Origin of the sequence: Bradyrhizobium sp. BRP19 (genome assembly GCF_020194195.1) — a bacterium.
Classification (GTDB): domain Bacteria; phylum Pseudomonadota; class Alphaproteobacteria; order Rhizobiales; family Xanthobacteraceae; genus Bradyrhizobium; species Bradyrhizobium yuanmingense.
Map to the genome: position 1 here is coordinate 22,970 of NZ_JADYVZ010000031.1, position 17,069 is coordinate 40,038.

General features: G+C 65.5%; 14 protein-coding genes. 13 read left to right on the forward strand and 1 reads right to left on the reverse strand.

The window, feature by feature from the left end; genetic code table 11:
• Positions 1–112 precede the first annotated feature (112 nt).
• The 3 genes from I6F36_RS37025 (at position 113) to I6F36_RS37035 (ending at position 3,972) form a co-directional block, all read left to right on the forward strand.
• Positions 113–1,240, forward strand: a complete 1,128-nt coding sequence (locus tag I6F36_RS37025) for an acyl-CoA dehydrogenase family protein (RefSeq protein WP_225149377.1) — start codon at positions 113–115, stop codon at positions 1,238–1,240.
• Positions 1,241–1,358: 118 nt separating this feature from the next.
• Entirely contained in the window at positions 1,359–2,600 is a 1,242-nt protein-coding gene (locus I6F36_RS37030) for an acyl-CoA dehydrogenase (RefSeq protein ID WP_035997041.1), read from the forward strand.
• 127 nt (positions 2,601–2,727) lie between these two features.
• Positions 2,728–3,972 (forward strand): acyl-CoA dehydrogenase, encoded by a 1,245-nt coding sequence (locus I6F36_RS37035; RefSeq protein WP_035997043.1) that lies wholly within the window; start codon positions 2,728–2,730, stop codon positions 3,970–3,972.
• A 69-nt stretch (positions 3,973–4,041) separates the two neighbouring features.
• Here the strand turns inward: I6F36_RS37035 and I6F36_RS37040 are convergent, their stop codons facing one another.
• Complete coding sequence (locus I6F36_RS37040; RefSeq protein ID WP_225173167.1) at positions 4,042–5,637, reverse strand: ABC transporter substrate-binding protein; 1,596 nt, start codon at positions 5,635–5,637, stop codon at positions 4,042–4,044.
• A gap of 198 nt (positions 5,638–5,835) precedes the next feature.
• On the opposite strand from I6F36_RS37040, the gene I6F36_RS37045 reads away from it, so the two are divergent.
• The 10 genes from I6F36_RS37045 (at position 5,836) to I6F36_RS37090 (ending at position 16,918) form a co-directional block, all read left to right on the forward strand.
• Positions 5,836–7,497, forward strand: coding sequence for an ABC transporter substrate-binding protein (locus I6F36_RS37045; RefSeq protein ID WP_225173168.1), 1,662 nt, complete (start codon positions 5,836–5,838; stop codon positions 7,495–7,497).
• Between the two features lie 196 nt (positions 7,498–7,693).
• Positions 7,694–8,647, forward strand: a complete 954-nt coding sequence (locus tag I6F36_RS37050) for an ABC transporter permease (protein ID WP_057028344.1) — start codon at positions 7,694–7,696, stop codon at positions 8,645–8,647.
• A 3-nt stretch (positions 8,648–8,650) separates the two neighbouring features.
• The gene (locus I6F36_RS37055; RefSeq protein WP_035997066.1) at positions 8,651–9,556 is read left to right on the forward strand and encodes an ABC transporter permease; all 906 of its coding nucleotides are present in this window, start codon (positions 8,651–8,653) and stop codon (positions 9,554–9,556) included.
• 3 nt (positions 9,557–9,559) lie between these two features.
• On the forward strand, positions 9,560–10,621 hold the full coding sequence (locus I6F36_RS37060) for an ABC transporter ATP-binding protein (protein WP_192893058.1): 1,062 nt from the start codon (positions 9,560–9,562) through the stop codon (positions 10,619–10,621).
• Positions 10,618–10,815, forward strand: a complete 198-nt coding sequence (locus tag I6F36_RS37065; protein ID WP_109142275.1) for a hypothetical protein — start codon at positions 10,618–10,620, stop codon at positions 10,813–10,815. The genes I6F36_RS37060 and I6F36_RS37065 overlap by 4 nt, the downstream gene beginning before the upstream one ends.
• On the forward strand, positions 10,812–12,227 hold the full coding sequence (locus I6F36_RS37070) for an amidase (RefSeq protein ID WP_225146252.1): 1,416 nt from the start codon (positions 10,812–10,814) through the stop codon (positions 12,225–12,227). The genes I6F36_RS37065 and I6F36_RS37070 overlap by 4 nt, the downstream gene beginning before the upstream one ends.
• Entirely contained in the window at positions 12,224–13,201 is a 978-nt protein-coding gene (locus I6F36_RS37075; protein WP_035997077.1) for an ABC transporter ATP-binding protein, read from the forward strand. Before I6F36_RS37070 ends, I6F36_RS37075 begins: the two co-directional genes overlap by 4 nt.
• A 102-nt stretch (positions 13,202–13,303) precedes the next feature.
• A complete protein-coding gene (locus I6F36_RS37080) occupies positions 13,304–13,573 on the forward strand; it encodes a GlsB/YeaQ/YmgE family stress response membrane protein (protein WP_109142276.1) in 270 nt (89 codons plus the stop codon).
• A gap of 254 nt (positions 13,574–13,827) precedes the next feature.
• Positions 13,828–15,576, forward strand: a complete 1,749-nt coding sequence (locus tag I6F36_RS37085; RefSeq protein ID WP_035997082.1) for a type I secretion system permease/ATPase — start codon at positions 13,828–13,830, stop codon at positions 15,574–15,576.
• A gap of 10 nt (positions 15,577–15,586) precedes the next feature.
• Entirely contained in the window at positions 15,587–16,918 is a 1,332-nt protein-coding gene (locus tag I6F36_RS37090; RefSeq protein ID WP_036020913.1) for an HlyD family type I secretion periplasmic adaptor subunit, read from the forward strand.
• Positions 16,919–17,069: the final 151 nt, after the last annotated feature.

Consider the following 17,069-nt stretch of genomic DNA (forward strand, 5'->3'; position numbering starts at 1 on the left):
GCCCGGAATCCATCGGGCCGCATATGCGTGGCGAAATGGATTCCGGGTTCGCCGCTGCGCGGCGCCCCGGAATGACGGCAATAAATGACAACGAATAAGAGGTAAGCCCGCCATGAACTTCGACTTCTCCGACGATCAAAAGCAGCTCCGCGACCAGGCGCGCAAGTTCCTCGCCGAGAAATGCTCGCCCAAGGCGGTGCGTGTCGTGCTCGACGGCAAGGCGCCTTACGACAAGGAGCTGTGGAAAGGCCTCGCCGAGATGGGCTTCCTCGGCGTCGCGATTCCCGAGGAGTTCGGCGGCGCCGGCGCCGGTCATCTTGAGCTGTGCGTAATCGCGGAAGAAATGGGCCGGGCCAACGCGCCGGTGCCGTTTTCCTCGACCGTGTACCTCGCCGCCGAAGCGCTGCTGATCGCCGGCAGTGACGCGCAGAAGAAGAAATGGCTGCCGGCGATTGCTTCCGGCGAGGCCATTGGCACGCTGGCGCTGTTCGAGGGCAAGGGCAACCCGTCGCCGAAGAACGTCAAGCTGACGGCTGCGAACGGCGTGCTCAACGGCGTCAAGAAGCCGGTCGCCGACGGTGCGATTGCCGATTTTGCGGTGGTCGCCGCGCGCACGGGATCGAGTGGGCGCGACAATGACATCTCGCTGTTCCTGGTCGATCTCAAAGCCGGCGGCGTCGATGTGAAGAGCCTCACCAATCTTGATCCGACCCGCGGACAGGCCGAGATCACCTTCAAGGATGCCAAAGCCGAGCCGCTCGGACCTGCGGGCGACGGCTGGAGCATCCTCACCCAGGTGCTCGACCGCGCCGCGGTGCTGTGCGCGTTCGAGCAGGTCGGCGGCGCCGACCGAGCGCTGGAGATGGGCCGCGACTACGCGTTGGACCGCATCGCCTTCGGCCGCCAGATCGGCTCGTTTCAGGCGGTCAAGCACATGCTCGCGGACATGTACGTCTCGGCGACGCTGGCGCGCTCCAACAGCTATTACGGCGCCTGGGCGCTCTCGACCAATGCGGCCGAACTGCCGGAAGCCGCCGCCGCCGCGCGCATCAGCGCGACGCAGGCGTTCCAGCACTGCGCCAAGAACAACATCCAGGTCCACGGCGGCATGGGTTTCACCTGGGAGTTCGACTGCCACATGTACTATCGCCGCGCCAACGCGATGGCGCTCGGGCTCGGCAGCCTCACTTATTGGGAAGATCAGCTGATCGATCGGATGCGGAAGAAGAACGCAGCGTAACGACAGGTGCGTAGGGTCGATTAGCCGAAGGCGTAACCCACCCTCGACCGGCAGTGCTCGACAGAATTGGTGGATGACGCCTCCGGCTAATCCACCCTACGGACAACAGAGAAGCAAGATGAACTTCGACGACACCCCGCAGGAAGCCGAGTTCCGCGCCACCGCCCGCGCCTGGATCAGTGCCAACGCGCCCAAGCAATACGAGGACGAGCTGCGCAAATCCTCACTCGGCCGCACCGTGCTCAAGAACGCCAACATTCTCGAAGTGGCGAAGGCGTGGCAGAAGAAGAAGGCCGACGCCGGCTGGGCCTGCCTGCACTGGCCGAAGGAATATGGCGGCCGTGGCGCCTCGCCGATCGAGCGCGTGATCTGGCAGCAGGAGGAGGGGCCGTTCGGCCAGCTGTCCCGCATGTTCATCATCGGTCACGGCATGTGCGGGCCGACCATGATGGCGTTCGCGCGCGAGGAGCACAAGCGGACCTATCTGCCGCCGCTCGCCTCCGGCGAGAAGGTCTGGTGCCAGCTGTTCTCCGAGCCCGCCGGCGGCTCGGATGTCGCGGGCCTGCGCACACGCGCCGAGAAGGACGGCGACGACTGGATCATCAACGGCCAGAAGATCTGGACCTCGGGTGCACATTATTCAGACTACGGCATCCTGCTCACGCGCACCGATCCGACCGTGCCCAAGCACAAGGGCCTCACCATGTTCTTCCTGGACATGAAGAGCCCGGGCGTCGAGGTGCGGCCGATCAAGCAGGCGAGCGGCGCCTCGGACTTCAACGAGGTTTATTTCACCAATGTCCGCATCCCCGACCATCAGCGCCTCGGCGAGGTCGGTGACGGCTGGAACGTCTCGCTGACCACGCTGATGAACGAGCGCAGTGCGATCGGCGCGGCCGTCTCGACCGGTTTCCCCGAACTGTTCGAGTACTGCTCCAGCCTGATGCTCGACGACGGCCCGGCGATCGAGGATCGCGCGGTGCGATCCAAGCTGGCGAACTGGGCGGTGAAGGCAAGCGGGCTGAAATACACCAGCATGCGCGCGATCTCGGCGCTGTCGAGGGGCGAACGCCCAGGACCGGAGAACTCCATCGGCAAGCTGGTGGCCGGCTCCATGATCCAGGACGTTGCGACCTATGCGCTCGATCTGCAGGGCGCGTCCGGAATCGTCAGCGGCGAGGATGGCGAACTGGCGGGCCGTTTCCAGGCCATGCTGCTGCGTGCGCCGGGTACACGCGTCGAGGGCGGCACCGACGAGATCATGCGCAACATCATCGCCGAACGGGTGCTGGGCCTGCCCGGCGACATCCGCGTCGACAAGGACGTGCCGTTCAACAAGATCCCGACGAAGGGAAGATGATTCCGAATTCGTAGGGTGGGTTAGCGAAGCGTAACCCACCACGTTCGCAACGATACTCGACAGAAGTGGTGGGTTACGCCTTCGGCTAACCCACCCTACGCACCGCGCAAGGATTGAGAGGTCCGCCATGAATTTCGACGACACCCCGCAGGAAGCCGCATTCCGCGAGACCGCGCGCAAATGGATCGAGGCCAATGCGCCGAAGGAATTGCAGGCCGAGCTGTCAAAGTCCTCGCTCGGCCGCATCCGCCTTGCCAATCGCGACATCGTCGATGTCGGCAAGGCCTGGCAGAAGAAGAAGTTCGAGGGCAATTGGGCCTGCCTGCACTGGCCGAAGGAGTATGGCGGCCGCGGCGCGACGCCGATCGAAAAGGTGATCTGGCAGCAGGAGGAGGGCGTCTACGGCAAGCTGACGCAGCCGTTCCAGATCGGCGAGGGCATGTGCGGCCCGACCGTGATGGCGTTCGGCAGCGAGGAGGCCAAGCGCCGTTACTTGCCGAAGCTCGCATCGGGCGAGGAGATCTGGTGCCAGCTGTTCTCCGAACCGTCTGCCGGCTCCGACGTCGCAGGGCTTCGCACCCGCGCGGAGAAGAGGGGCGACGTTTGGGTCGTCAACGGCCAGAAGATCTGGACCTCGGGCGCCCATTATTCCGACTACGGCCTTCTGATCGCGCGCACCGATCCCAACGTGCCCAAGCACAAGGGTCTCACGATGTTCTTCCTGGACATGAAGAGCCCCGGCGTCGAGGTGCGTCCGATCAAGCAGGCCAACGGCATGCAGGAGTTCAACGAGGTCTATTTCACCGATGTCGTGATCCCCGACAGCCAGCGGCTGGGTGCCGTCGGCGACGGCTGGAACGTCTCGCTGACCACGCTGATGAACGAGCGCATGTCGATCGGCGCGCGGCTCGCGACCGGCGTGCCCGAAATGTTCGAGCTATGCTCGAACCTGATGCTGGAGGATGGCCTCGCCATCGACGATCCCGCCGTACGCTCGAAGCTCGCGAGTTGGGCGGCCAAGTCGAACGGACTGAAATACACCAGCTACCGCACGATCTCGGCGCTATCGAAAGGCGAGCGACCGGGCCCGGAGAATTCGATCGGCAAGCTGGTCTCGGGCATGATGCTGCAGGACATCGCGACTTACGCCATGGACCTGCAGGGCGCGGCCGGTGTTCTCACCGGAAATGACGAGGAAACGGCCCAGGGCCAATTCCAGCAGATGCTGCTGTCCTCGCCCTCGATGCGCATCGCCGGCGGCACCGATGAGATCCTGCGCAACATCATCGCCGAGCGCGTGCTCGGCCTGCCGGGCGACATCCGCGTCGACAAGGACGTGCCGTACAACAAGATCCCGACCAAGGGGCGGTGATCGCGCGCGCTGAGCATGCACCAAGGGTGGGCAAAGGCGCAAAGCGCCGTGCCCACCCTTGCGTGTTGCTCACTCCACCCCGATCGTCGTCAGGTCCTGGAACCAGTGCTGCGCCTGCACGAACTGCTTGATCTTCGGTGACAGCGCGTGCGGGTTGGTGTCGTGGACGACCCACACCAGCGTGGCATCGTCCACGATCAGCGCATGCGCCTGCGCCAGCAATTGGTCCTGCTTGGTGCTGTCGAACGTCTGCTTGGCCTCGTCGATCAGCGCGTCGACCTTGGGGTTCTTGTAGCCGCCCCAATTGACGCCAACCGGCGCGATCTGGCTCGAATGGAAGAAGCGGACGATGGCGTAGAGCGGATCCGAGGTGACATAGGCGATGTTGTTGGAGGTGATGCCGGCGTTCATCTCGTCGGCGGCGCCCTTGCGCCAATGCGTATAGAGCGTCTCCAGCTCGACCACCTTGAAGTCGATCTCGATGCCGATCTCCTTGAAGCTCTGCTGCAGGAATTCGTTCATCGGCAACGACAGCATCTGGCCGGTGCCGCCTTGCGCGATGATGAAGGTGGTCTTCAGCGGCTTTGCTTTGGAATAGCCCGCTTCCTCCACCAGCTTCTTGGCGGCGGCGAGATCATATTTCAGCTCGAAGCTGGGCTTGCCGAACCACGGGCTCGACGGGTCGACCTGGCCCTTGGCGGGCTTGGCGAGGCCGTTCATCAGGCCGACGACTTCGTCGCGGTTGATCGCAAGGTTCAGCGCCTTGCGCAGGCGGATGTCGGTCCAGGGCGAGCCCGGCAGCACGCTCAAGTGATAATTCCACACATGCGGCGTGACGTTGTCGACCAGCTTCATGCCGGCCGCCTTCAACTGCGGCACGGCATCCGGCGCCGGCGTCTCGATCAGGTCGACCTGGCCGGCGAGCAGCGCATTGGTGCGCGTCAGCGCTTCCGGCATCGGCACCAGCACGATCTTGTCGGCCTTGGGAATGCGCTTCTTGTTCCAGTAGTCCGGATTTTTGCTGAGCTCAGCGAGCTCGCGCGGCACCAGCTTCGTCAGCTTGAACGGGCCGGTTCCGGAGGGCTGGCTGGCGAACTTGTCCCAATCCTTCCCGAGCTTCTCATATTGCGCCGGGCTCGAGACCAGGAACCACAGCATCTGATAGGGGAAGAAGGAATCCACCGTCTTGGTGGTGATCTCCACGGTGAAGTCGTCGATCTTGGCGTAGCTGGCGACGGAGGGAAGGCGGGTCTTGACCTGCGCGCTCTGCCGCTTGTCGAATTGCGGCGCCTTGTCGTTGAGCACCTTGTCGAGATTCCAGATCACCGCATCGGCGTTGAAATCGCTGCCGTCGTGAAACTTCACGCCCCTGCGCAGGGCGAAGCGCCACTTCGTCTTGTCGGCGTCGTCCACCTTCCATTCGGTGGCGAGGCCCGGCACCAGCTTGCCGGGGCGGTCGGCGACGTCCATTTCCCAGGCCACCAGCGGATCGTAGATCGTATAGGCCGTGAACTGATAGGCGCCGGCGCCACGATCTGGCTGGCCAGTGGTGAGTGGAATATCCGCCATCGAGATGCCGTAACGCACCACCGTTTCGGCGTGCGCCGTGATTACGGACACCGCCAATGCAAGCACGGCGAGACAGGTCGAAAGGCGAATACGCATGGCCCAAAGCTCCAGGGGGATCTGGAACCAAACCTGCAATCTTGATGCCAGAATAGGCAGCGGGCCGATTTCGCCCGTGCGTCATCACAAGGACTTGTCGTCGCAGGGGCAATTCGCAGAAAAAGTTTTCCCTTGGCATAGCCATTGCATACGATTGCATCAAAATTAATCATCGGAAGCCGGAAAGGGACTGAGGCGATGTTTATCAAGAACAACAACACACGGGCGGCGCTGATCGCGCTGTTGGCGCTTGGCAGCGCAGCTGCATGGCCGCGGGTGGCGGCTGCCGAAACTGTGCTGCGCATCGGCATGACTGCTGCCGATATTCCGCGCACGCTCGGCCAGCCCGATCAAGGTTTCGAGGGCAACCGCTTCACCGGCCTCACCATGTACGATGCGCTGACCAGCTGGGACCTGTCCTCTGCCGACAAGGCGAGCGTGGTGATCCCCGGCCTAGCCACCGAGTGGAAGGTCGACGATGCCGACAAGACCAAATGGGTCTTCAAGCTGCGCCCCGGCGTCACCTTCCATGACGGCTCGCCGTTCAACGCCGACGCGGTGGTGTGGAACGTCGAGAAGGTGCTGAAGCAGGATGCGCCGCAATTCGACGCCAGCCAGGTCGGCGTCACGGCCTCGCGCATGCCGACGCTGGCCTCCGCGAAGAAGATCGACGACATGACCGTCGAGCTCACCACCAAGGAGCCCGACAGCTTCCTGCCGATCAACCTCACCAATCTGTTCATGGCAAGCCCGGCGAAGTGGCAGTCCTTCTACGACAAAGCCGAAGGCGCCGACGCCAAGGCGAAGTCGCAAGCCGCATGGACCGCCTTCGCCAGGAGCGCCTCGGGCACCGGCCCGTGGAAGATGGCGAGCTTTACGCCGCGCGAGCGGCTCGAGCTGGTCAAGAACCCGGACTATTGGAACAAGGATCGCGTGCCCAAGGTCGACAAGATGGTGCTGCTGCCGATGCCGGAAGCCAACGCGCGCACCGCGGCGCTGCTGTCCGGCCAGGTCGATTGGGTCGAGGCGCCGGCACCGGACGCGCTGCCCGAACTCAAGCAGCGCGGCTTCAAGCTCTACTCCAACGAGCAGCCGCACGTCTGGCCGTGGCAGTTCTCGCGCGTCGAGGGCTCGCCCTGGAACGACATCCGAGTGCGCAAGGCCGCGAACCTCTGCGTCGACCGCGAAGGCCTCAGGGACGGTCTGCTCGCGGGGCTGATGGTGCCGGCGTCCGGCACCTTCGAGCCCGGCCATCCCTGGCGCGGCAATCCCACCTTCCAGATCAAGTACGACAAGGCGGCTGCGCAAAAGCTGATGCAGGAGGCCGGCTACGGTCCCAACAAGAAGCTGACCGTGAAGACGCAGACGTCCGCGTCCGGCTCGGGCCAGATGCAGCCCTTGCCGATGAACGAGTATCTCCAGCAGGCCCTGGCCGAATGCTATTTCGACGTCCAGCTCGACGTCATCGAATGGAATACGCTGTTCACCAACTGGCGCCGCGGCGCCAAGGATCCCAGCGCCAACGGCTCGCACGCGACCAACGTCACCTACGCGGCGATGGACCCGTTCTTCGCGCTGGTGCGCTTCCTGCAGTCGGGCATGGCGCCGCCGGTCTCGAACAATTGGGGCTTCATCAACAACCCCAAATTCGACGAGCTGGTGAAGAAGGCGCGCCAGACCTTCGATCCCGCCGCGCGCGACGCCGCACTCGCTGAATTGCACGCAGCCTCCGTCGATGACGCCGCCTTCCTCTACGTCGCCCACGACGTCGGCCCGCGCGCCATGAGCCCGAAGGTGACAGGCGTCGTGCAACCGAAGAGCTGGTTCATCGACTTCTCGCCGGTGTCGATCGCGCAGTAATTCGCGCCACACGCACAGTGCACCCTCTCCCCTTGCGGGAGAGGGTGGCTTCGCGGATAGCGAAGCCGGGTGAGGGGTCTCTCTCCGCGAGTGATCCTTCCTCCAATTTGATAATGCTGTAACCGCGGACCGAACCCCTCATCCGGCGCTTGCGCGCCACCTTCTCCCGCAAGGGGAGAAGGAAGAAAGAAGACCAGTGCTCGCCTATACCGCCAGACGCATTGTCTACGTCGTCCCGATCGTCATCAGCGTGGCGCTGGTGTGCTTCCTGCTCGTGCACATCACGCCGGGCGATCCGCTGGTCGCCGTGCTGCCGGCCGATGCGTCGCAGGAGCTCGCCGCGCAGCTGCGCGCCGCCTATGGCTTCGACCGGCCGCTGCCGGTGCAGTTCGGCCTGTGGCTGCTGCGTGCCCTTCATGGCGATCTCGGCAATTCCATCGCGACGGGGCGTCCGGTGCTGGCCGAGGTCATGCGCGCGGTCGGCAACACCGTCACGCTCGCGATTGCCGCCGCCATCATCGGCTTCACCATGGGCGTCCTGCTTGGCCTGATCGCCGGCTATTTCCGCGAGACCTGGATCGACAAGGTCGCGACCTCCTTTGCCATCGCCGGCGTCTCGGTGCCGCATTACTGGCTCGGCATGCTGCTCGTCATCATTTTCTCGGTCCAGCTGAACTGGCTGCCGGCGGTCGGCGCCGGCCCCAGCGGCTCCAACTCCTGGGCCTGGGATTGGGCGCACCTCAAATATCTCGTGCTGCCCGCGATCACGACGTCGGTGATCCCGATGGGCATCGTCACCCGCACGGTCCGCGCGCTCACTGGCGACATTCTCTCGCAGGACTTCGTCGAGGCTTTGCGTGCAAAGGGCCTGCGCGAAACCGGCGTGTTCCGCCACGTCATCAAGAACGCCGCGCCCACCGCGCTCGCGGTGATGGGGCTTCAGCTCGGCTACATGCTCGGCGGCTCGATCCTCATCGAGACCGTGTTCTCCTGGCCGGGCTCGGGCTTCCTGCTCAATTCCGCGATCTTCCAGCGCGACCTGCCGCTGCTGCAGGGCACGATCCTGATCCTGGCGCTGTTCTTCGTCTTCCTCAATCTTCTGGTCGACATCGCCCAAGCCGCGATCGACCCGCGCATCAAGCGGGGCTAGCCGATGAGCGAGCTTCCGTTGTCCGCCACCGCCAGCGATGCCGCGCTGCAGGCCGCGCCCGCCACCAAGGCGCGCGGTTATTGGGCGACCGTCGGCCGCCGCATCATGCGCGACAAGGTCAGCATGGCCTGCGCGCTGGTGCTGCTGCTGATCTTCCTGTCCGCGATCCTCGCGCCGTGGCTCGGTCTCGAAGACCCCTACAAGGGTTCGATGATCCGCCGCCTCCGCCACATCGGCACCACAGGCTATCCGCTCGGCACCGACGAGCTCGGCCGCGACATGCTGGCCCGGCTGATCTATGGCGGGCGCCTGTCGCTGGTCATCGGCATCCTGCCCGTGATCCTGGCCTTCTGCATCGGTACCTCGCTCGGCATCATTGCCGGCTATGTCGGCGGCAAGCTCAACACCGCGATCATGCGCACGGTGGACGTGTTCTACGCCTTCCCGTCGGTGCTGCTGGCGATCGCGATCTCCGGCGCGCTCGGCGCCGGCATCCTCAACTCCATCGTGGCGCTGACCATCGTGTTCGTGCCGCAGATCACCCGCGTCGCCGAGAGCGTCACCACGGGCGTACGCAACATGGACTTCGTCGAGGCCGCACGTGCCTCCGGCGCGGGCGCCTTCACCATCATGCGCGTCCACATCCTCGGCAACGTGCTGGGCGCGATCTTCGTCTATGCCACCAGTCTGATCTCGGTCTCGATGATCCTGGCGGCCGGTCTGTCCTTCCTCGGCCTCGGCACCAAGCCGCCGGAGCCGGAATGGGGCCTGATGCTGAACACGCTGCGCACCGCGATCTACGTCAATCCCTGGGTCGCAGCCTTGCCGGGCGCGATGATCTTCGCGGTCTCGATCTGCTTCAATCTGCTCTCGGACGGCCTGCGTAGCGCCATGGACATCAGGAACTAGGCCATGAGCGAAACCAACACCTCCGTCGAAATGCTGGAGCCGGTCGAGGACCGCGGTGGGCTCGCGCAGCCGCTGCTGCAGGTCAACGGCCTGACCAAGCATTTCCCGGTGCGCGGCGGCCTGTTCGCCGCCAAGCGCACGGTGCGTGCCGTCGACAATGTCTCCTTCTCCGTCGCCAAGGGCGAGACGGTCGGCATCGTCGGCGAGTCCGGCTGCGGCAAGTCCACGACCGCGCGGCTGCTGATGCACCTGATGCCGCGCGATGACGGCGACATCATCTATGACGGCATGACCGTCGGCCAGTCGCTGAGCTTGCGCGAGCTGCGCCGCGGCATGCAGATGGTGTTCCAGGATTCCTACGCCTCGCTCAACCCGCGCCTGACGATCGAGGAATCCGTCGCCTTCGGTCCAAAGGTCCATGGCATGGCCGATGGCGCGGCGCGCAACCTGGCGCGAGAGCTGCTCGGCAAGGTCGGCCTGCGCCCGGAAAACTTCGCCAACCGCTATCCGCACGAGATCTCCGGCGGCCAGCGCCAGCGCGTCAACATCGCCCGTGCGCTGGCGCTGTCGCCGCGGCTGGTGATCCTGGACGAAGCCGTCTCGGCGCTCGACAAATCCGTCGAGGCGCAGGTGCTCAACCTGCTCGCCGATCTCAAGCGCGAATTCGGCCTCACCTATCTCTTCATCAGCCACGACCTCAACGTGGTGCGCTACATCTCGGACCGCGTGCTGGTGATGTATCTTGGCGAAGTCGTCGAGCTCGGCCCGGTCGACCAGGTCTGGGACAGCCCGGCGCATCCCTACACCCGGGCGCTGCTCGCCGCGATGCCGTCTTCGGATCCCGACAAGCGCACCGAGACGCCGCCGATCACGGGCGATCCGCCCAATCCGATCGATCCGCCCCCCGGCTGCCGCTTCCACACCCGCTGCCCGTTTGCGGAGCCGCTCTGCGCAAATGCGACACCAAAGCTCACCGCGCTGGATAATATGGGTCACGAGGCCGCGTGCTACATGGCGATACCGGGTTCAGGCCACAGCCGCGCCCCCAGGGGAGAAACCGCATGACGAGACCGACACCGAAAGAGATCAAGCCGATCGCGCATATCGCCGGCGTCCCCGTGGACGACGAGATCGCAACCCGCATCTCCAACGCCATCGGCCCCGCCTTCGAAGGCTTCGCCGCGATCGCCGGCACGCTGCCGTTCGATCTGGAGCCCGCAACTTACGTGCTCGCGCAGACGCAGAAGGTGTCCAAATGAGCCGTGAGCCCGCTCTGATGACGCTCACCGAGGTCGCGCGCGCGATCGCGATGAAGCAGGTGTCCTCGCACGAGGCGACGCGTGCGCTGCTGCAGCGCATCGCGCAGTGGCAGCCGCATCTCAACGCCTTCATGTCGATCGAGGCCGAGGCTGCATTGAAAGCGGCGGATGCCGCCGATGCCGAGCTCGCCAAGGGCAATGTCCGCGGTCCCCTGCATGGCGTGCCGCTCGCGCACAAGGACATGTACTACGATGCCGGCCACGTCGCGACCTGCGGCTCGCTGATCCGCCGCGACTTCGTGCCGAACGTCACGTCCACCGCCTTGCAGCGGCTCAAGGACGCCGGCCAGGTCCGGCTCGGCACGCTGCATCTCGCCGAGTTCGCCTATGGCCCGACCGGGCACAACGCTCATTACGGTCCGGTGCGCAATCCCTGGAACGTCGCCCATATCACCGGCGGCTCCTCGTCGGGCTCCGGCTCGGCGGTTGCCGCGCGCCTGACCTATGCGGCGCTCGGCTCGGACACCGGCGGCTCGATCCGCATGCCCGCGCATTTCTGTGGCGTCACGGGGCTCAAGACCACGGTCGGCCGCGTCAGCCGCGCCGGCGCAATGCCGCTGTCGCAATCGCTCGACACCGTCGGCCCGCTGGCCCGCACCGCCGAGGATTGCGCGCTCTTGCTGGCGCTGATGGCCGGGCCCGATCCCGCCGATTCGACCTGCAGCCACGAGCCGCTCGCGGACTACGTCGCAGCCACCAAGGCTTCGCTGAGGGGTCTCAAGATCGGCGTGCCCGCCTCGTTCTATGTCGACGATCTCGACAGCGAGGTCGCGCGCGTGCTGGACGAGACCATCGCGGTGCTCAAGCGCGAGGGCGCCGACATCGTCAAGGTCGAGCTGCCGGACCAGCGGCAATTGTCCTCGGCCAGCCAGCTCGTGCTCGCCGCGGAAGCTGCCGCCTTCCACAAGCGCTGGATGATCGAGCGTCCGCAGGACTATGGCCCGCAAGTCCTGATGCGGCTTCAGAACGGCCTCGCCGTTCCCGCCATCACCTATCTCGAGGCGATGCGTTGGCGCGGGCCGGCGCTCGCGGCCCACAATGCCGCGACCGCAGGCGTCGATGCGGTGATCGCGCCGGCGTCCCCGGTGCCGGCGCCGACGATCGAGGAGAGCGACGTCGGCGGCGGCCCGAACGCGCCGGCGCTGTTGCAGCGGCTGACGCTGTTCACCCGCCCGGTGAATTTCCTGGGCTTGCCGTCACTGACCATTCCTTCGGGCTTCACCACGACCGGCCTGCCGGTCGGCATGCAGCTGATCGGCCGCTCCTTCGACGAAGCCACCCTGCTGACCATTGGCGCCGCGTACCAGCGCGTCACCGACTATCACGACCGATTGCCGAAGCTGCCGTCATGAGAAACCTCGTCGAGATCTCAGGCCTCAACATCCGCTTCACCGGCGAGCGCACGGTCTATGCCGTGAACGATCTCAGTCTCTCGCTCGGCAATAGCGAGGTGCTGGGCCTGCTCGGCGAATCCGGTTCGGGCAAGAGCGTGACGCTGCGTGCCTTGATGCGCCTATTGCCGAAGAAGCGCACGCAGATTTCGGGGACGGTCAACGTCATGGGACAGGACGTGCTGGCCATGAACGACGAGCAGCTGTCGTCGTTCCGCGGCCAGACCGTCTCGATGATCTTCCAGGAGCCGGCGCTTGCGCTCGATCCGGTCTACACGATCGGCGCGCAGATCGCCGAAAGCGTGGTGCGCCACGAAGGCAAGAGCTTTGCAGAAGGGCGCGCACGGGCGCTGGAGATGCTCGAGGTCGTGCGCATTCCCTCGGCCAAGCGCCGGCTGGATGCCTATCCGCACGAAATGTCCGGCGGCATGCGCCAGCGCGCGATGATTGCGCTGGCGCTGGCCTGCCGGCCAAAAATCCTGCTGGCGGACGAACCGACGACGGCGCTCGATGCCACCGTGCAGATCCAGATTCTGCTCTTGCTGCGGGAGCTGCAGCGCGAGTTCGGCATGTCCGTCATCTTCGTCACCCACGACATCGGCGTCGCCATCGAGATCTGCGACCGCGTCGCGGTGATGTATGCGGGCCAGATCGTGGAGCAGGGCACCTTGCGCGACATCGTCCGCTCGCCGGTGCATCCCTATGCCAAGGGCCTGCTCGCCTCCACCATCCACGGCGCCAAGCGCGGACAGCGGCTGGAGACCATCCCCGGCACGCCGCCGTCGCTGGCCGAGAAGCCGCACAATTGCTCCTTCGCTCCCCGCTGCAAGCTCGCCGAGCCGCGCTGCCTGGAGCAATTGCCCGGGAATGTCGCGGTCGGGCCGGGTCGGGCCGCCAGATGCGTCCTGGCGGAGCCGGCCACCGTGCTGTCATAGTTCGGATGAGTTGAACCGGGCTGTGCGAGCCTTTCCAGCATTCACACCCCGTTCATTCCGGTTCCCGTTCCATGGCGCCTTTCACGGAGAGGGACCTCACGGATGTACATTTCCAACGAAGGCCTTCTCGTCATCCTGTTCGTCGGTCTCGTCGCCGGTTGGCTCGCCGGCAAGATCGTGCGGGGCGCCGGGTTCGGCCTGATCGGCGACATCGTGATCGGCATCTGCGGTGCGCTGGTGGCGAGCCTGCTGTTTCCAAAGCTCGGCATCCGCCTCGGCAGCGGCTTGATCTCCCAAATTGTCTATTCTGCCATCGGCGCGGTCATCCTGCTGCTGGTGGTACGCCTTGTGCGCGGCGGGGGCCGGCTCTAGCCTCTGCATTCGGCTGAGCGGAACTTGAGCCGCGCTTTTCGCGGAAGCGGCTGAAAGCCTGCAAGAAAAAGCCGCAAGCCTGTGGAATTCCGGACTTGCGCGGAAGGCTATCGGGGGTAGATGTGGCCCATGAGGCCTCGGATTAAATTCGACCGCGTTGGACGGCCGGAAAACAGATGTTAATCCAAGGCGAGTACTCCTTGAATCGCCTTTGAAATCAGGGCTTTGCCCGTTAGCCGAAAGAGATCAGACTGATGGCAGCCATCCCTGGCGTCCGCCGTTCGGAGCTCGGTGACGCCTTGCGCGCTTGTCGCACGGCCTTCATCGGCGTCGGCCTGATGAGCTGCATGATCAACCTGCTCTATCTGACCGGGTCGATCTTCATGCTGGAGGTCTATGACCGGGTGCTGCCGAGCCGCAGCATCCCCACCCTGGTCGGCCTGATCATCCTCGCCAGCTTCCTCTACATGGCGCAGGGCGTGCTGGACATGATCCGCAACCGCATCCTGGGGCGGATCGGCACCGCGCTCGACGAGGCCCTCAATAAGCGCGTGTTCGACACCATCGTGCGCCTGCCGCTGCTGGTCGGCAGCCGCAACGAGGGCCTGCAGCCGCTGCGCGATCTCGACAATGTCCGCTCCTTCCTCGGCAGCATGGGCCCCAGCGCATTCTTCGACCTGCCCTGGCTGCCGCTCTATCTCGCCATCTGCTTCGCCTTCCATGTCCTGATCGGCGTCACCGCGCTGGTCGGTGCCATCATCCTGGTCGGGCTGACGCTGGTCACCGAGTTCATGTCCCGCCAGCCGGCGAAGGAAGCGATGGGCCTCGCCGCCCAGCGCAACGATCTCGCCCAGGCCAGCCGCCGCAACGCCGAAGTGATGGTGTCGATGGGGATGGCCGGCCGGATGAACCAGCGCTGGAGCGAGGCCAACGAAAAATACCTCGCCGGCAATCAGCGGGCGAGCGACGTCGCCGGTGGTCTCGGCGCGGTCGCAAAGGTGCTGCGGATGATGCTGCAATCGGCCGTGCTCGCGGTCGGCGCCTATCTCGTCATCCACCAGGAGGCGACGGCCGGCATCATCATCGCCGGCTCGATCCTGTCCGCCCGCGCGCTCGCGCCGGTCGATCTCGCCATCGCGCATTGGAAATCCTTCGTCGCGGCGCGCCAGAGCTGGCAGCGGCTGACGCGCCTGTTGGAGCAGATGCCGGCGCAGGCGATGCCAACCCAGCTGCAGGCGCCGACCAGCCGGCTCTCGGTCGAGGGCGTCGCCATGGTGCCGCCCGGCGATCAGCGTCTCGTGGTGCAGGATGTCACCTTCGCGCTCGCCGCCGGCAACGGCCTCGGCGTGATCGGCCCGAGCGGTTCCGGCAAGTCGTCGCTGATCCGCGCGCTGGTCGGGGTCTGGCAGCCGGTGCGCGGCAAGGTGCGGCTCGACGGCGCGGCGCTCGATCAATGGACGAGCGACGCGCTCGGCCGCCATATCGGCTATCTGCCGCAGGACGTCGAATTGTTCGGCGGCACCATCGCGCAGAACATCAGCCGGTTCGATCCCGAGGCCACCTCCGAGGCGATCATCGCCGCGGCCAAGGAGGCCGGCGTGCACGAGATGATCATCAAGATGCGCGAGGGCTACAACACCCAAGTCGGCGAGCAGGGCGCCGCGCTTTCCGCAGGTCAGGCCCAGCGCGTGGCGCTGGCGCGCGCGCTCTACGGCAACCCCTTCCTGATCGTGCTCGACGAGCCCAATTCCAATCTCGACACCGAAGGCGACGAGGCGCTGACCCGCGCCGTCCGCTCGGCGCGCGAGCGCGGTGCCATCGTCGTCGTGGTGGCGCACCGCCCGATCGGCGTCGAGGCGGTCGACCAGATCCTGGTGCTGCGCGACGGTCGCATGCAGGCCTTTGGGCCGAAGGAGCAGGTGCTCGCCCAGGTGCTGCAGCCGCGCGTGACGCCGCCGGCGCCGATCAAGATCGTCAGCGAAGGCGGAGTGGCCAAACCATGAGCACGAAGCCATGAGCACGTTGGCCATCGGCGGCACCAAGGCGGCCGCGAAGACCGTCCGCGACTCCATCAGGTTCCACCTGATGCTCGGCCTTGTGATCGTGCTGGTCCTGGTCGTCGGCCTCGGCGGCTGGGCCTCGACCGTCCTGATCTCGGGCGCGCTGATTGCGCCGGGCCAGATCGTGGTCGAATCCAACGTCAAGAAGGTGCAGCATCCGACCGGCGGCGTGGTCGGCGAGGTGCGCGCCCGCGACGGCGACCTGGTCAAGTCCGGCGACATCGTGGTGCGGCTCGACGACACCGTCACCAAGGCCAATCTTGCCATCGTCACCAAGAACCTCGATGCGGCGCAGGTGCGTGCGGCGCGATTGCAGGCCGAGCAGCGCGGCCTCGACCGAATCGAGTTCCCGCAAGGCCTCATCGAGCGGGCGGGCGATCCCGACGTCAAGGCGCTGCTTGCGGCCGAGACCAAGCTGTTCGAGGTCCGCGTCAATGGCCGCACCGGGCAGAAGGCGCAGCTCCGCGAACGCATCACGCAGCTCAACGAGGAGATCGCCGGTCTCAGCGCCCAGGAAAAAGCCAAGGACCAGGAGATCGCGCTGGTGCTGAACGAGCTCACCGGCGTGCGTGAGCTCTACGAGAAGCGTCTTGTGCAGATCTCGCGCCTGACCCAGCTCGAGCGCGACTCGGCCCGCCTCAACGGCGAGCGCGCGCAGTACATCGCCGCGCGCGCCCAGGCCAAGGGCAAGATCACCGAGACCGAGCTCCAGATCATCCAGATCGACAAGGACGTGGTCAGCGAGGTCTCCAAGGACCTGCGCGAAACCAACGACAAGATCGGCGAGCTGATCGAGCGCAAGGTCGCGGCCGAAGACCAGCTCCGCCGCGTCGACATCCGCGCGCCGCAGGATGGCATGGTGCTGCAATCGACGGTGCACACGATCGGCGGCGTCGTCACGGCCGGCGATACCTTGATGCTGATCGTGCCGCAGACCGACGATCTCCAGGTCGAGGCCAAGGTCAATCCGGTCGACATCGACAAGCTCCAGATCGGCCAGAAGACGCTGCTGCGCCTGTCCGCGTTCAACCAGCGCACCACGCCCGAGCTCAACGGTGTCGTCAGCCGCGTCTCGCCCGACGTCACCACCGACCAGCGCACCGGCCAAGGCTACTACACCATCCGCGTCTCGATGCCGCCGGAAGAGATCGCCAGGCTCGGCGACGTCAAGATGATCCCCGGCATGCCGGTGGAAGCCTTCGTCCAGACCGGCGACCGCACGATGCTGTCCTATCTGATGAAGCCGCTTCACGACCAGCTGATGCGCGCCTTCCGCGAGAAGTGACGCACGACAGCGCGTCGTGGTCTCGTAGCAACCATTAAGTTGCGGCGGTATTTTCACGCCAGGGCGTACCTCGGGCAACAACGGTGTTGGCGTAGATAAGGAGCTTCCTGGCGCAAGCGATCAGGGCGACGCTGTGCGCTTTTCCTGCGGC

Coding starts and splice junctions, on each gene's coding strand:
- I6F36_RS37030 (WP_035997041.1), top strand. CDS start 1,359: ATGAACTTCGACGACACCCCGCAGGAAGCCGAGTTCCGCGCCACCGCC.
- I6F36_RS37060 (WP_192893058.1), top strand. CDS start 9,560: ATGAGCGAAACCAACACCTCCGTCGAAATGCTGGAGCCGGTCGAGGAC.
- I6F36_RS37045 (WP_225173168.1), top strand. CDS start 5,836: ATGTTTATCAAGAACAACAACACACGGGCGGCGCTGATCGCGCTGTTG.
- I6F36_RS37035 (WP_035997043.1), top strand. CDS start 2,728: ATGAATTTCGACGACACCCCGCAGGAAGCCGCATTCCGCGAGACCGCG.
- I6F36_RS37040 (WP_225173167.1), bottom strand. CDS start 5,637: ATGCGTATTCGCCTTTCGACCTGTCTCGCCGTGCTTGCATTGGCGGTG.
- I6F36_RS37055 (WP_035997066.1), top strand. CDS start 8,651: ATGAGCGAGCTTCCGTTGTCCGCCACCGCCAGCGATGCCGCGCTGCAG.
- I6F36_RS37075 (WP_035997077.1), top strand. CDS start 12,224: ATGAGAAACCTCGTCGAGATCTCAGGCCTCAACATCCGCTTCACCGGC.
- I6F36_RS37070 (WP_225146252.1), top strand. CDS start 10,812: ATGAGCCGTGAGCCCGCTCTGATGACGCTCACCGAGGTCGCGCGCGCG.
- I6F36_RS37085 (WP_035997082.1), top strand. CDS start 13,828: ATGGCAGCCATCCCTGGCGTCCGCCGTTCGGAGCTCGGTGACGCCTTG.
- I6F36_RS37080 (WP_109142276.1), top strand. CDS start 13,304: ATGTACATTTCCAACGAAGGCCTTCTCGTCATCCTGTTCGTCGGTCTC.
- I6F36_RS37090 (WP_036020913.1), top strand. CDS start 15,587: ATGAGCACGTTGGCCATCGGCGGCACCAAGGCGGCCGCGAAGACCGTC.
- I6F36_RS37065 (WP_109142275.1), top strand. CDS start 10,618: ATGACGAGACCGACACCGAAAGAGATCAAGCCGATCGCGCATATCGCC.
- I6F36_RS37025 (WP_225149377.1), top strand. CDS start 113: ATGAACTTCGACTTCTCCGACGATCAAAAGCAGCTCCGCGACCAGGCG.